Source organism: Halanaerobium saccharolyticum subsp. saccharolyticum DSM 6643 (assembly GCF_000350165.1).
Classification (GTDB): domain Bacteria; phylum Bacillota; class Halanaerobiia; order Halanaerobiales; family Halanaerobiaceae; genus Halanaerobium; species Halanaerobium saccharolyticum.
Genome location: NZ_CAUI01000010.1, coordinates 1 through 15,411 on the forward strand (window position 1 = coordinate 1; position 15,411 = coordinate 15,411).

General features: G+C 32.1%; 15 protein-coding genes, 1 tRNA gene and 2 rRNA genes. All 18 read left to right on the forward strand.

Annotated features, from left to right (window positions below; genetic code table 11):
* Positions 1-340: ribosomal RNA gene (locus HSACCH_RS04575) — 23S ribosomal RNA — on the forward strand; the annotation flags it as partial.
* 140 nt (positions 341-480) lie between these two features.
* A 5S ribosomal RNA gene (gene rrf, locus HSACCH_RS04580) occupies positions 481-597 on the forward strand.
* A 108-nt stretch (positions 598-705) separates the two neighbouring features.
* Positions 706-781 (forward strand) — tRNA-Asn (locus HSACCH_RS04585).
* Between the two features lie 384 nt (positions 782-1,165).
* The gene (locus HSACCH_RS04590) at positions 1,166-1,522 is read left to right on the forward strand and encodes a Lin0368 family putative glycerol transporter subunit (RefSeq protein WP_005488220.1); all 357 of its coding nucleotides are present in this window, start codon (positions 1,166-1,168) and stop codon (positions 1,520-1,522) included.
* A 19-nt stretch (positions 1,523-1,541) separates the two neighbouring features.
* On the forward strand, positions 1,542-1,883 hold the full coding sequence (locus tag HSACCH_RS04595) for a Lin0368 family putative glycerol transporter subunit (RefSeq protein WP_005488221.1): 342 nt from the start codon (positions 1,542-1,544) through the stop codon (positions 1,881-1,883).
* 72 nt (positions 1,884-1,955) lie between these two features.
* Complete coding sequence (gene glpK / locus HSACCH_RS04600) at positions 1,956-3,452, forward strand: glycerol kinase GlpK (RefSeq protein WP_005488222.1); 1,497 nt, start codon at positions 1,956-1,958, stop codon at positions 3,450-3,452.
* Positions 3,453-3,625: 173 nt separating this feature from the next.
* A complete protein-coding gene (locus tag HSACCH_RS04605; RefSeq protein ID WP_005488223.1) occupies positions 3,626-5,101 on the forward strand; it encodes an NAD(P)/FAD-dependent oxidoreductase in 1,476 nt (491 codons plus the stop codon).
* Positions 5,098-6,378, forward strand: coding sequence for an NAD(P)/FAD-dependent oxidoreductase (locus HSACCH_RS04610; protein ID WP_005488225.1), 1,281 nt, complete (start codon positions 5,098-5,100; stop codon positions 6,376-6,378). Before HSACCH_RS04605 ends, HSACCH_RS04610 begins: the two co-directional genes overlap by 4 nt.
* Positions 6,379-6,756 carry a DUF1667 domain-containing protein gene (locus HSACCH_RS04615; protein ID WP_005488226.1) on the forward strand — a complete coding sequence of 126 codons (378 nt, stop codon included), beginning with the start codon at positions 6,379-6,381 and terminating at the stop codon, positions 6,754-6,756.
* 29 nt (positions 6,757-6,785) lie between these two features.
* Positions 6,786-7,307, forward strand: coding sequence for a type 1 glutamine amidotransferase domain-containing protein (locus tag HSACCH_RS04620; RefSeq protein WP_005488228.1), 522 nt, complete (start codon positions 6,786-6,788; stop codon positions 7,305-7,307).
* Between the two features lie 83 nt (positions 7,308-7,390).
* Positions 7,391-9,232: a phosphate/phosphite/phosphonate ABC transporter substrate-binding protein gene (gene phnD / locus HSACCH_RS04625; protein ID WP_005488229.1), complete on the forward strand. Its 1,842-nt coding sequence runs from the start codon at positions 7,391-7,393 to the stop codon at positions 9,230-9,232.
* 144 nt (positions 9,233-9,376) lie between these two features.
* Complete coding sequence (dhaK, locus tag HSACCH_RS04630) at positions 9,377-10,369, forward strand: dihydroxyacetone kinase subunit DhaK (RefSeq protein WP_005488230.1); 993 nt, start codon at positions 9,377-9,379, stop codon at positions 10,367-10,369.
* 19 nt (positions 10,370-10,388) lie between these two features.
* Positions 10,389-11,006: a dihydroxyacetone kinase subunit DhaL gene (gene dhaL / locus HSACCH_RS04635; protein ID WP_005488231.1), complete on the forward strand. Its 618-nt coding sequence runs from the start codon at positions 10,389-10,391 to the stop codon at positions 11,004-11,006.
* Between the two features lie 16 nt (positions 11,007-11,022).
* On the forward strand, positions 11,023-11,415 hold the full coding sequence (gene dhaM, locus HSACCH_RS04640; protein ID WP_005488232.1) for a dihydroxyacetone kinase phosphoryl donor subunit DhaM: 393 nt from the start codon (positions 11,023-11,025) through the stop codon (positions 11,413-11,415).
* 242 nt (positions 11,416-11,657) lie between these two features.
* Positions 11,658-12,419, forward strand: a complete 762-nt coding sequence (locus tag HSACCH_RS04645) for a DeoR/GlpR family DNA-binding transcription regulator (protein ID WP_005488234.1) — start codon at positions 11,658-11,660, stop codon at positions 12,417-12,419.
* Between the two features lie 21 nt (positions 12,420-12,440).
* Entirely contained in the window at positions 12,441-13,373 is a 933-nt protein-coding gene (gene pfkB, locus HSACCH_RS04650) for a 1-phosphofructokinase (RefSeq protein ID WP_005488235.1), read from the forward strand.
* Positions 13,374-13,396: 23 nt separating this feature from the next.
* The gene (locus HSACCH_RS04655; protein ID WP_005488236.1) at positions 13,397-13,846 is read left to right on the forward strand and encodes a PTS sugar transporter subunit IIA; all 450 of its coding nucleotides are present in this window, start codon (positions 13,397-13,399) and stop codon (positions 13,844-13,846) included.
* 60 nt (positions 13,847-13,906) lie between these two features.
* A complete protein-coding gene (locus HSACCH_RS04660) occupies positions 13,907-15,295 on the forward strand; it encodes a PTS fructose transporter subunit IIC (RefSeq protein ID WP_005488237.1) in 1,389 nt (462 codons plus the stop codon).
* Positions 15,296-15,411: the final 116 nt, after the last annotated feature.

The following is a 15,411-nucleotide window of genomic DNA, read 5'->3' on the forward strand; positions in this document are numbered from 1 at the left end:
ATTAAAGCGGTACGCGAGCTGGGTTCAGAACGTCGTGAGACAGTTCGGTCCCTATCCGTCGCAGGCGAAAGATACTTGAGAAGAGCTGTCCCCAGTACGAGAGGACCGGGATGGACACACCGATGGTGAATCAGTTGTTCCACCAGGAGCATAGCTGAGTAGCTAAGTGTGGAAAAGATAAGCGCTGAAAGCATCTAAGCGTGAAACAGACTTCAAGATTAGGTATCTCACTTTGTTAAGAAGGTAAGATCCCTTAAAGATGATAAGGTAGATAGGCCAGAGGTGTAAGTGTAGTAATACATTAAGCTAACTGGTACTAATAGATCGAGGGCTTAATCATTATTTCCTATATGTATCTTTGAATTTACAGTTTTAATTTCAATCACCAATTAATAAGGTCTGAAATTAGAACAGAAATTCTGTGAACTTAACTCTTAAAGTGAAAAGATCAAGAGATAAGAGCAGAATAAATCGAATATTTCCGGTGGTAATTGCGGAGGGGCAACACTTGTTCCCATCTCGAACACAAAAGTTAAGTCCTCCAGCGCCTATGGTACTGCATTGGTAACGATGTGGGAGAGTAGGTCGCTGCCGGTCCTTTTTTTTATTTTTTTTGATCAAAATAACAAAAAATTGAAAATAATACTGGAAATATTATATTTTTTATGTTAAAATATAACATAGTGAAGTGATAATTTTTTATAATCCCCGATAGCTCAGTTGGTAGAGCAGATGACTGTTAATCATCTTGTCGCAAGTTCGAGTCTTGCTCGGGGAGCCATTTTTTTACTCTAATATTCAGAATAATTCAACTTATAATTATATTGTAAAAAAATTAACTTAAACAAATTATATTTTAATTATTTATTATATTTAAAATTATTTGACAATTAATATTTATAATGTTATAATTTACTTGGTTCTAAAATTAAATATAGTTTAGGTGGAGAAATGAGAAAACCTTATTAATAATAAATTGATATAATTATGTCAAAAAATCATATTATTAATAAGGTTTTTTTAGTTGCTTTATAATTCATAATAATATTAAAATTATGAATATTAATTTTTTTAAAGGAGGTGAGTAGAGAGTAGATCGTAATACTTATTATCATATTTCTTAATTAATTAGTATCAAAAAACAAGAGAGAGGTGAAAACATTTTATGAAAAGACAATTAGGAACGATGGTTGGTGGCGCAATTGCCGGTGTTTTTGTATTTAATATTTGGGGTATTTTAGCTGGAACTCAAGCTTTAGGAGATGCTGGTGGATGGCTAGGCGGTCTCTTAATAGTTGGTTTTATTTGGACTGTTAACCATTATGTAGGAGTTATTTATAATCCAGAAGGTTCAGTTTCTATTGATATGGCAACTGCAATTGCTGTTGCTGGAACAATGCAGGGTGTATTTGGTGGAGCACCACTTAGTGCAGCTTTACCTACATTATTATGGGTTGCTGTTGGTGCTGTATTAGGCGGTACTTTTGCTGCTGTAGTTCAAAACGCTATTGCTGAAGAATAATGAGAGGGGGAAAAAATAAATGGGTATCTTAAATATAGTTAGTACTGTTTTCGGAGCGATGCTTTTTCCATTCTTAATTTTAATGGTATGGGGAAAAGGTGTTGAAGAAAGAGGAATTTTTGGTGGACTAGTAATGGGTGGTTTTATTGTTGGAACAAGTTGGCTTGCAAATCACGGTGGCTCTCCTTTAATTATTCAGGGACAAGGAGCACCATGGATTGATATGGCTTGGGCAGCTTCTATTGGTATTATGACACATGGTATAATTACTGGTGGAGATTTCAAAAAGTCGGTACCTACATTGATTTTTGCTATTATTGGAGGTATTATTGGAGGCTTTGTTTTATTTGCAGCAGCTTAATTGCTATAATTTTTAATTTTAAATTTTATTTTAATAAATTAAATTTAACATATTAAATCAGGAGGGTATAAAATGGAAAAATATATTCTATCAATTGATCAGGGAACTACAAGTTCTAGGGCAATAGTTTTTAATAATGATGGAGCTATCGTAAGTTCAGCTCAAAAAGAGTTCACTCAGCATTTTCCAAAACCAGGCTGGGTAGAACATGATCCTGATGAAATTTGGGGTACAACATTAGCTGTTATTGCAGATGCTATGGGTACTAAAGATATCAAACCTACTCAAATTGCTGCAATCGGAATTACAAATCAGCGTGAAACTACTGTTGTATGGGATGCAGAAACTGGCAAACCTATCCATAATGCAATTGTATGGCAGGATAGAAGAACAGCTTCAATATGTGATGATTTAAAAGAGCAGGGATTAGAAGAAGAGATTAAAGATAAGACCGGTTTAGTTGTTGACGCTTATTTCTCTGGAACAAAAATTAAGTGGTTATTAGATAATGTAGAAGGTGCTAGAGAGAAGGCAGAACAAGGAAAATTAAGATTTGGTACTATTGATAGTTGGTTAATTTGGAAATTAACAGGTGGAAATACTCACGTAACTGATTATACCAACGCTTCAAGAACTCTCATTTATAATATCAAAGAATTAGAATGGGATGACCATCTATTAGAGGTTCTAGATATACCTAAATCAATGTTACCTGAAGTTAAACAGTCCAGTGAAGTTTATGGTAATACAGTTGATTATCATTTCTTTGGTGCTGAAGTTCCAATTGCTGGTATTGCTGGAGATCAGCAGGCAGCTACTTTTGGTCAAGTATGTTATGAAAAAGGTATGGCTAAGAACACATATGGTACTGGTTGTTTCATGTTAATGAATACTGGAGAAGAACCTGTTAAATCTGAAAATGGATTGTTAACAACAATTGCCTACGGTATTAACGGCAAAGTTAATTATGCATTAGAAGGTTCTATCTTTATTGCTGGAGCTGCTATTCAGTGGTTAAGAGATGAATTAAACTTAATTGATAATGCTCCTGATTCAGAATACTTTGCTAAAAAAGTTGATAGCACAGATGGTGTTTATGTAGTTCCTGCATTTGCTGGACTTGGTGCACCATATTGGGATATGTATGCTCGTGGAACAATTGTTGGATTAACTAGAGGTACTTCTAAAGAACATTTAATCCGTGCTACATTAGAATCTCTTGCTTATCAAACTAGAGATGTTCTGGAAGCTATGGAAGCAGATTCAGGTATTGAACTTAAAACTCTACGTGTAGATGGTGGAGCTGCGATGAATGACTTCTTAATGCAATTCCAGGCTGATATACTTGGAACAGAGGTTGAAAGACCAGAAATTAATGAAACAACTGCTTTAGGTTCAGCTTATCTTGCTGGATTAGCTGTTGGCTACTGGAATAATTTAGATGAACTTGTTGCTAAGTGGAAAAAAGATGCTTTATTTGTTCCAAATATGGCTAATGAAAAACGCGAAAAATTATATGCTGGCTGGAAGAAAGCAGTAGAAAGATCAAGAGACTGGTCAGAAGAATAAATAAAAGCAAAAATAGTCAAATAGTAATTTGAAGAGTATAGTTAAATAGTAAGCTGTTTTATTGGATAAAGATAAGAATTAAACCCAATCCAGGTACCATATTTAAATATGCTATCTGATTGGGTTTTTTTTCTTTAGCTTTGAGAAAATTATATATTTAGGGGGTTATTAAATTGTCTAAAGACAAATATGATGTAATTATAGTTGGAGCAGGTGTTTCTGGCTGTGCAGTAGCCTGGAAACTTGCCAGATATAATTTAGATATATTAATATTAGAAAAAGCTCCAGATGTAGCAACTGGAACTACAAAAGCAAATACTGCGATAATTCATGCAGGATACAATGCAGATCCTGAAAAACAAAAAGGAAGATTGAATAAAAAAGGTAATGTACAGATAAAAGATATTGTAGAAGATTTAAGTGTACCGTTTGAACAAATAGGGTCTTTGGTTGTGGGAATGGAAGATGACGATTTAAGTGTTATCGATGAATTATTAGAAAAAGGAAAAGAAAATGGGGTAGAAGGTTTAGAAATAGTAGATAAAGAATGGCTGCAGAAAGAAGAGCCTCACTTAAGTGATAAAGCCGTAAGAGCTTTATGGGCTCCTACAGCTGGGATTATTACTCCCTGGGAATTTGCTTTAGCTTTGGCAGAAAATGCAGTAGCAAATGGTGCTGAAATAATGCTTGAAACTGAAGTTCAGGATGTTTATACAGAAGATGGAAAAGTTACAGGAGTAAAAACTAATCAGGGTGATTTTGCAGCAGATTATGTAATTAATGCTGCTGGTCTTTATGCTGATGATGTAGCAAGAATGGTAGGAATTGAGAAAATAGATATTCATCCAAGAAAAGGTGAATATTATATTTATGATCATGCCAAGGATTTTGAAATTAATCATGTTTTATTTCCAATTCCAACTAAAATTTCTAAAGGTATTGTCTGCACAAAAACTGTAGAAGATAATCTTTTAATTGGACCGACTTCTGATTTTGTTGACAGTAAAGAGGATCTTGCAACAACAAGGGAAGGTTTAGATCATGTTTTTAATGGAGCAAAAAAAATGTTTCCAGATCTTACATTAAAGGATAGTATCAGAGTTTTTGCTGGTTTAAGAGCAGCAGATACAACTGAAGATTTTGTGATTGAAGCTGCAGAAGATGTGGCTGGTTTTGTTAATGTTGCAGGTATTCAGTCTCCTGGACTTTCTTCAGCACCTGCAGTTGCAGATTTAGTAGCTGAAATACTTGAAAATGAAGGCTTAACTTTAGAAGAAAAAGAAGATATTATAGAGACTAGAGAAGAACCCGCTAGATTTTATGAAATTTCTAATGAAGAAAGAGCTGCATATGCAGAAGAAGATAAAGAATATGGACAGATCATCTGCCGTTGTGAAACAGTTTCATTAAAAGAAATAAAAGATGCAATTAATGGACCTATACCAGCAAGAACTGTTAATGCAGTAAAAAGAAGAACAAGAGCTGGAGCAGGTAGATGTCAGGGTGGATTCTGTGGACCTCGGGTAACTCAAATAATTGCTGATGAACTTGGTATTGACACAACTGAAGTGAGACTAGAAAAAGATAATTCTAAGATAGTTGAGCACAAAATAAAAGGATTACTTGGAAGTCAGGGTGATGCAGAATGATTAAAGTTAAAAAAGATGTAGTTGTAATTGGTGGAGGACCTGCTGGTTTAGCTGCTGCAGCTAAAGTTTATGATAATGGTATTAAAGATGTAATGATTCTTGAGCGTGACTTTGAGCTTGGAGGTATACTGCCTCAGTGTATTCATAATGGTTTTGGTCTACATCACTTTGGCGAAGAATTGACAGGACCAGAATATTCACAAAGATTTGAAAATGACGTTGAAGAACGTGATATTGAGGTAAAGCTTAATACAATGGTGCTTGATGTTACTGCCGATAAAAAGGTTTTTGCAATGAATAAAGATCAAGGTGCAATGGAAATTCAGGCAAAAGCTGTAATTCTTGCAATGGGCTGTCGTGAAAGAACAGCTGGAGCACTTGGAATTCCAGGTACAAGGCCTGCTGGTGTTTTAACTGCTGGAACAGCACAAAGATTTACCAATATAGAAGGTTATGTTCCTGGAAAAAAAGTAGTAATTTTAGGCTCCGGTGATATTGGTTTAATTATGGCTAGACGTATGAGATTAGAAGGTGCAGATGTAAAAGCAGTTTGCGAAATTTTGCCCTATACAGGAGGATTAACAAGGAATGTAGTTCAGTGTTTAGAAGATTATGATATTCCATTAATGTTAAATCATACAGTAACAAAAATTATAGGTAATGATAGATTAGAAGCTGTAGAGATAACAGAAGTTGATGAAAACATGAAGCCAATACCAGAAACTGCTGAGATAGTAGAAGCAGATACTTTACTTCTTTCTGTTGGTTTAATACCAGAAAATGAACTATCTAAAAAAGCAGAAGTTGTTTTAGATGATAGAACTGGTGGTCCAATAGTTAATGAAGGTCGAGAAACAAACATTGATGGTATCTTTGCCTGTGGTAATGTACTTCATGTACATGATCTTGTTGATTGGGTTACAGAAGAATCACAAATTGCAGGGGACTGGGCAGCAAAATATATAAGTGGTGATTACAAAAGAGCTGAAGAAAAAATAGATATTAAAGCGGGAGAAAATGTAGCTTATGTAATTCCACAGAGTATTGAATTGGAAGCCGAAGATAGAAAAAGAATACCGCTTTATATGAGAGTTAGCACTCCTTTAACAGCTGTAGATATTGAACTATATGCTGATGGCGAAAAATTATACTCATTCTCAGAGCCTTTTGCAAAACCTGGTGAAATGATTAGTGTACCTCTGGCTCAAAAAACACTTAATGATTTAGATCATGTTAGTGAAATTAGGGTAGATATTATCGAGAAGGAGGGAGAATAAATGCTTGAAAAACAAACCATTACCTGTGTTGCTTGTCCAAAAGGTTGTGAAGTTACAGTTGAGCATGATGGTGATGAAATTATAAATATAATGGGAAATGCCTGCCCTCAAGGTGCAGACTATGCTAAAGAAGAAATCATAGCTAAAACTAGAATTCTTCCTACAACAGTTCGAGTTAAAAATGGAGCTTTACCTTTATGTCCAGTTAAAACAACAAAACAAATTCCTTTAGAATTAATGGATCAAGCTATGAATAAAATTGGAGAAAAAGAAATTGAAGCACCACTTGAAATGGGTCAAATTGTAATAAAGAACTTATTAGATACTGGTGCAGATGTTGTAGCTACCAGAGATTTACCAAAAAAAATTAGTGTTTAAAACTATGTTAATGTAAGGAGGTTAGATCAATGAAATTAAAAAATAAAAAAATAGCGATGTTGATTGGTCCAGGATATGAAGATTTCGAATTCTGGGTAGTTTACATGAGAATGATAGAAGAAGGCGCAGAAGTTGATGTAATTGGTATGGAAAAAGGTGTTGAGTATGTTAGTAAACATGGTTGTTTAACTAGAGAAGCTGATTATCTTGCTTCTGAAGTTCTTGATAAAAATTATGATGGAGTTTTAGTGCCAGGAGGCTGGACTCCAGATAAAATTAGAAGAGATAAAGATATAGTAGAATTAGTCAGAAAAAATTATGAAGATGGAAAGATTATTGGTTTAATCTGTCATGCTGGTCTTGTTGGGATTTCTGCTGGAATTATTAATGGAAAAGCAACTGGTTCTTTAGGAATTAAAGATGATATCATTAATGCTGGAGGAACATGGGTAGATGAAGCAGCATTTAGAGATGGTAATATTGTTTGGGGTAGAGTTGTTAAAGATATTCCAGATTATTGTAGAGAATTAGTTAAAGCACTAGCAGAGTAAAAATTAATATGCTAAATCAGGTTTGAAATATTTCAGCCTGATTTAGCATTTACAAATATTAAATTTTAAAAGGGAGTAACTTTATGGATATATTTAACGAATTCAATTTTATTAGTTTTAGCATAGGGGTAGTTATTACTAGTTTTATTATTTATTTTTTTTTGGTTTTAAAAAAAGATAATAAAAATAGTATAGCTAAAAAAAATGAAGATGGAATTACTAAAAATAATGAATCTAAAAAAAAGACAGCTAACAAACTATTAAATTTATCACAAGAAGTGTCTTTTAAATCTCAAGATTTGATTTGGTTAATAAATGATAATAATAAAAAAGCTGAAAATTTGGTAGAAAGATTTGAAAATATTGCTGAATCAGTTGAAAATAATGCAGCTGGAGCAGAAGAAATTTCTGCAACAATTGAAGAATTATCATCTTCTTCAAATGTTATTAAAACTGAAATGGAAAAATTAGAAAAAATTTCTCAACAACTTATGTCAGATTCGGCAAAAAACCAAAACTGGATAGAAGAATCTAACAATACTTTGCTTGAAATAGCAACAAATGTAAAAAAATCTGGTGATTCAATTGAAAGTGTAGAAGATGCTTTAGAAAATACCAATAAATTACTTGGAGGAATCATAGATATTACTGATCAAATTAATTTACTTGCTTTAAATGCTTCAATTGAGGCAGCAAGAGCTGGAGATGCTGGAAGAGGATTTAATGTTGTTGCTGGAGAAATAAAAAGTCTTTCTGAAGAAACTGAGCAATTAACTTCAGAAATTAGAGAAGCAATTAATAATATAAATCTAGAAATAAAAAATACTGATCAAATAATTGAAAATGGTCTAGATAGTATTGAGGGAGTTGAAGAGTTAGCAAGTAAATCTATTGATTCATTTAATTTAATGAATAATAATTTGCATAATGTTATTAATTCTATATCTAAGTTGTCTGATAGTACAGAGAGTCAAGCTTCAGCTACTGAGCAAACAACCCAAGCAGTTGAATCTATGACTCAAGAATTCATAAATATTTCAGAGAATGTTTCTGAAGTTGATAAAAATATAAAAAATCAAAAAAACAATTCTGAAACTCTTATTAATTATTCTAATAATCTTAATACAATAGCCTATGAACTTCACAAAATTTCAGTAGAAAATAAAAGTGATGAAATGTTAATTTTTGGAGTTAATCCTTTTACAAAACCAGAAAAAATAGAAGAATTATATATCCCAATAATTAATAAATTATGTCAAAAAATTAATAAGAATGCTAAAACAGTTATAGTTTCAGATTACGAAGAATTAACATATTACATAAAAAATAATTTAATAGATATTGGATGGTTTTCTCCTATGGCATATGTTAAAGCAAAAAAAGAAACAAATGTTATTCCAATGATAACTCCTTTGATTAATGGCAAAGATAGTTATAGAGGATATATTTTCACTAGAAAAAATAGTAAATATAACAAATTAAAAGATTTAAGAAATAGTATTTTTGCATTTGTAGATCCATTATCAACATCTGGATATGTATATCCAAAACAAATGTTAAAAGAAGTTGGGATTAATGTGAATACAGATTTAAAAGAAACTTTATTTTTAGGGAATCATGATAATGTAATAAAGGCTGTATTAGATAATAAAGTTGAAGTTGGAGCAACATATAATGAAGCTTGGGATAGAGCAGCTCAAACATTAAATTTAGAGAGTCTAAATATATTAGAAAAAACAGCTCCTATTCCAAAAGATGTGATTGCTGCTAGATCTGATTTAGATCAAAACATTTTAGAAGAGACAAAAAATATTTTCTTAAAAGCTGATAGAGAAATTAGTGAAGTCTTAAATCAAACCAATATAACAGGATTTACTGAGAGTGAAGATAAGAAATTTGATATTATACGACGATATAATAATTAAAAGTTAAAATTTGATTTAAACCTGATCAATTATTGATAATTCAGAAAATTAATGATAAAATTAGTATGGTAAATTATAATTAATTTCATTAATATCTTAATTATAAAATTTTATTTTAATCATTATTAAAAGGAGGGTTTATTTATGAAGAAAAAATTAATTAATAATCCGGAAAAAGTAGTGGAAGAAATGGTAGAGGGTATTGTGATGGCTGCTCCTGATAAGCTTGAAAAGTTAGATGATTATAATATAGTTATAAGAAAAGGTAGTCCTAATGAAAAAGTTGCTTTAGTCAGTGGTGGAGGTAGTGGTCATGAGCCTACACATGCTGGCTTTGTTGGTGAGGGTATGTTAGATGGAGCAATTTCTGGTGATGTATTTACTTCTCCAACTCCTGATGCAGTATTTGAAGCTATTAAAGCAGTTGATGGTGGAAAAGGTGTATTATTAGTTGTAAAAAACTATACTGGAGATGTTATGAATTTTGAAATGGCTGCAGAAATGGCAGAAGCTGAAGGAATTGAAGTAGATCATGTAGTTGTAAACGATGATGTAGCTGTAGAAGATAGTTTATATACAACTGGGCGACGCGGTGTTGCTGGAACTATATTTGTTCATAAAATTGCAGGAGCAAAAGCTGAAGCGGGTGCTGAACTTCCAGAGGTTAAGAAGGTAGCAGAAAAAGTTATAGCAAATGTTAGAACTAAAGGTATGGCTTTATACCCATGTCGAGTACCAGCAGCTGAAGAATCAACATTTACTCTAGAAGAAGACGAAATTGAATTAGGTATTGGTATTCATGGTGAGCCTGGAACAGAAAGAACTGAATTAATGAAAGCAGATGAAATTGTAGATGAATTATTAGGTAGTGTAATAGATGATATTCCTTACGAAAAAGGTGATGATGTAGCTCTAATGATTAATGGTATGGGTGGTACTCCTCTAATGGAGCTATTCCTGGCCAATAGAAGAGCAAATCAAATACTTGAAGAAAAGGGTATTAATATCTACAAAACTTTTGTTGGAGAATATATGACATCTTTAGAAATGGCTGGTGTTTCGATAACATTATTAAAATTAGATGACGAAATGAAAGAATTACTTGATGCTCCAACAGAAATAAATATTATGAAGTAATTTATGGAGGGGACTATTTGTGACCGAAAAAAGCAAAAAAATTATCAATGAAATAGCTGATGTAATTATTGAAAATAAAAAATATCTTACTAAATTAGATTCCGCCATCGGTGATGGTGATCATGGTATCAATATGACTAAAGGTTTTAAAAAAGTAAAAGAAAAAATGGAAGCAAAAGATTATGAAAATAATAAAGAACTTATAAAAACAGTTGCAATGACATTAATTTCTACAGTTGGAGGAGCTTCAGGCCCACTTTATGGTACTGCTTTTTTGAATATAAGTAAAATTATACCTGATGCTGACTTTGATTTGGAATCGATTATTGAAATTGGAGAAACAGCTGTTGCAGGTATACAAAAAAGAGGGAAAGCAGAAGCGGGAGAAAAAACAATGTTAGATACAATTATTCCGGCTGTAGATGCTTTAAAAGAAAGCAAAAAAAATGGAGACAGTGTAGAAGAAGCATTACAACAATGTAAGATTAAAGCAGAAGAAGGAATGAAAGCTACAATTGATATGCAGGCTACTAAAGGACGTGCAAGTTATCTAGGTAAGAGAAGTATTGGTCATCAGGATCCAGGTGCGACTTCTAGTTATTTGATGATAAAAACAGTAGTAGAAGAATTATATTAAAAATTGGAGGAAGCAGATGGTAAACATAATATTAGTTTCTCATGTTAAAGAAATTGCTGAAGGAGCTAAAAAATTAGCAGAACAAATGAAACAGGGTGAAGTTGAGATTATTGCTGTCGGCGGGACTGCTGATGGTGATATTGGTACAGATCCTGATGCAATAGAATCAGCTGTAAATGAAATCAATAAAGAAGATGGCATAATTATTTTAGCTGATCTAGGTAGCGCTATTATGAGCGTAAATATGGTTTTAGATTGGTTAGATGATGAAATTAGAGAGAAAATTGTTTTGGCAGATGCGCCATTTGTTGAGGGCGCTGTTGTTGCTGCTGTTGAAGCAGGAATGGGCAACAAAATTGATGAAATACTAGAATCAATAGAGTCAGTTGATATGATTAAGAAAAATTAAAAATAATATAATAAAAGAATAGGCTGCTTCAATATTGATATTATCCCCTTATGGTAGACAGATTAAATAAAAAATCTGTTTATCAGAAAGGGGCTTTTTTTTGCTGTTAAAATTATTAAAAACTTATTTAAGTTTTTTGAAAATTATGTTGACAAACAAAAACAAATAATATATAATCATAAACGAAGACAAACGAAAACAAACAAACATAAAAAATCAGAAACAGAAAAGAGGTTTTGTTAATGTTTGCAGAAGAAAGACGGAAAGAAATAATCATTTTATTAAAAAAAGAAAAAAGAGCAAGTGTTAACGAATTAAGCGAAAAATTTGATGTTTCACGTGCAACAATTCGTAGAGATTTAAGCGAACTGGAAAAAGATGGTTTTATTCGTCGGACACATGGAGGTGCAATTTTAAGTGGTAGTAGTAAATTGGAGCCAAGTTTTAAAGAAAAAGAAGATAAACTAGCATCTGAAAAAGAAATTATTGGGAAAAAAGCTGCAGAAATAATAAAAAATGGAGACACGATTTTTATTGATGCAGGTACTACTACAAGACACATAATTGATAATTTAAAAGAAAAAAAGGATTTAACAATTGTTACTCATGCTCTTCATATAATAAATAAAATTAATGAAATTAATTTAGATTGTGAATTAGTAGTTGTTGGAGGAACTTTTAAATGGTCAACAGAAGCTATGATTGGTCCAATGGCCGAAGATTATTTGAAAAAATTAAGAGTTGATAAAAGTTTCATTGGTTCAAATGGTTTTACCTTGAATTCATCTGCAACAACCCCAGATTTAAGAGAAGCAAAAATTAAGGAAATTGCTTTAGAAATTGCTGGAGAAAATTTTCTTCTGTTTGATCAAAGTAAATGGGAAGAAATATATTTTTATAAGTTTGCAGAATTAAATCAAATTAATTTTATAATCACAGATTCTATTGAAGAAAGTAAAGAAAGGCTTTTAAAGGAAGAAGAAATTGAAGTTATTTTAGCTTAATTTATTAAGGGGGGTGGAAAATTGATTTTAACTGTGACTTTAAATCCAGCTTTGGATAAAATTATTGTTCTTGAATGTTTAAAATTGGGAAAATTAAATAGAGTAAAAGAAACTAAAGTTCTTGCTGGAGGAAAAGGGATTAATGTTTCTGAAGTTTTAACAGAATTAAAAATTAAAAATAAGGCATTAGGTATTATTGGTGGTAATAATGGTAGAAAAATTAGTTCTATGCTTGAAAATAAGGAAATAAAGTCAGATTTTATTTGGTCAGAATTTGAAACAAGACAAAATCTAAAGATCAAAGAGAAAAGTACTAATAGAGAAACAGAAATTAATGAAACTGGCAGAGTAAGCAAGGAAAATATTAAAGATTTTTTAATTACTTTTGATAAAATAATTGAAAAAAACAAAACCGTTGTTTTGTCAGGTAGCTTACCAGATGGAGTAGAAAAAGACATATACGCTCAACTTATTGATAAAGCAAAAACAAAAGGGGCAAAAGTTATCTTAGATAGTTCGGGAGATGAATTTAAACTCGCTTTAAAAAAGTCCCCGTATTTGGTTAAACCAAACTTAGAAGAAATTGAAAATTTATTAGGAAAAAAAATCAATAATAATGATGATTTGAAAAAAGGAGCTAAATATTTATTGGATCAAGGTGTTAAAGTTGTAATGATTTCATTAGGTGATAAAGGGGCTTTTATAGCATCTGAAAAAGAAGGTTATAGAATTTACACACCACAAGTTAAAATTTCTCAAACTACAGTTGGAGCAGGCGATACAATGGTTGCTGGTCTGGCTGCTGAAATAGACAAAGATGAAAGTCTTAAAGATACTGGTGTTTTTGCTGCGGCTTTAGCTACTGCTTTTGTTGAAAGTGGATCAATATCTAAAATTGATACATCCTTAATTGAAAGAATAAAAAATAGTATTAAAGTAGAAAAAATATATTAAAAATTAGGAAAAGGGGTATAAAAATGGAGGTAAATGAATTCATAAATAAGAATTTAATTAAAATGAAATTAGAAAGTAACAATAAAGATTCTGTAATTAAAGAATTGATAGAAATTATGGCCAAAAATGATGTGATTACTGATAAAGAAGAGGTTATTAAAAAAGCAATGGAAAGAGAAGAAAAAGGAACTACAGGAGTGGGTAAAGGAGTTGCAATCCCCCATGTTAAGAGTGATGCTGTTAAAAGACCAGCGGTAGCCTTTGGCCGTTCAGATCAAGGGATTGATTATGGTTCAATGGATGAGAAACCAAGTTATTTATTCTTTTTAATTACCGTACCAGAAGAGTCTCATAATGAGCATTTAAAATTATTAGCACAACTTTCTAGAAATTTAGTTCATGATGATTTTAGAAACAATTTATTAGAAGCAAAAGATGAAGCAGAGATAATGAATATTTTAGAAAAAATTTAAATATAGTATAAGAGTTAATTAAAATATAAATTAATTATAAAAAACGAGGAGGAATATTTTATGAAAAAAATTATTGCTGTAACTTCCTGTCCAACTGGAATTGCCCATACTTATATGGCTTCTGAATCATTAGAAGAAGCTGCCAAAAAAATGGATGTAGATATTAAAGTAGAAACTCAAGGTTCTGTTGGGGTAGAAAATGAGTTGAGTGATCAAGACATTAAAGATGCTGATGCAGTTATTATAGCTGCAGATACAAATGTCAGCAAAGATCGTTTTGGAGGTAAATATATTGTTGAGGTTGCTGTTGCTGATGCAATTGATGATGCTGAGTCATTAATCAATCGGGCAATAGAAGGTTCAGAAAAAGGTGAAACCAGTGATGTAGATTCTAATCTCTACTCTCAAGTTGATGAAGAAAAATCAAAAAGAAAAGAGAAAAGACAGGGTCCCTATAAACATCTAATGACCGGTGTTTCATTTATGCTTCCATTTGTTGTGGCTGGTGGTTTAGCAATAGCATTATCATTTGTTTTTGGTATTAATGCTGCTGAACAAGAAGGAACTTTAGCTGCAGCTTTGATGCAGATTGGTGGTAGTTCTGCCTTTGCTTTAATGGTGCCAATCTTGGCTGGATATATTGCTTTCTCAATTGCTGATCGCCCTGGTATTGCACCTGGTATGATTGGTGGTATGTTAGCTAGTAATCTTGGAGCTGGATTTTTAGGTGGTATTATTGCTGGTTTTTTAGCTGGTTATCTGACTCAATGGTTAAAAGAGAATATTAAACTTCCTAAAAACTTACAGGGTTTAATGCCTGTTTTAGTTTTACCATTTCTTTCCAGTTTGATAGTCGGACTTCTAATGATTTATTTAATTGGACCTCCTGTTGAAGGAATAATGAATGGTTTAGAATCTTGGTTGAATAGTATGACAGGAACTAATGCGGTTTTACTAGGATTAATTTTAGGAGCTATGATGGCCTTTGATATGGGTGGCCCTGTTAATAAAGCTGCTTATACATTTGGAGTTGGACTTTTAGGATCTCAAATATACGAACCTATGGCAGCAATTATGGCTGCAGGAATGACACCTCCGCTAGGTCTTGCATTAGCAACAACTTTATTCAAAAATAGATTTAATCGTCAAGAAATTGAAGCAGGCAAACCAGCTTGGTTTATGGGGATTTCATTTATAACAGAAGGAGCAATACCTTTTGCCGCAGCTGATCCGATTAGAGTAATTCCATCTATCATGACTGGTTCTGCTATAACAGGAGCTTTATCAATGTTATTTGGAGTTGGCTTAAAAGCACCGCATGGAGGAATATTTGTGCTTCCAATTCCTAATGTTGTAACAAACCTTGGGTTTTATGCTTTAGCAATAATTGTTGGTACGGTAATTACAGCTTTGATGTTAAGAGTATTAAAACCTAAATTAGCTGAGTAGAAACTAAAAAAATAATGTTTTAGAAATAATATAATCTTAGAGAAGGTATTAAATTACCTTCTCTTTTGTTTGTTTTTGTAATAATATTATTGTAAATATTAAACTTAACAATAATT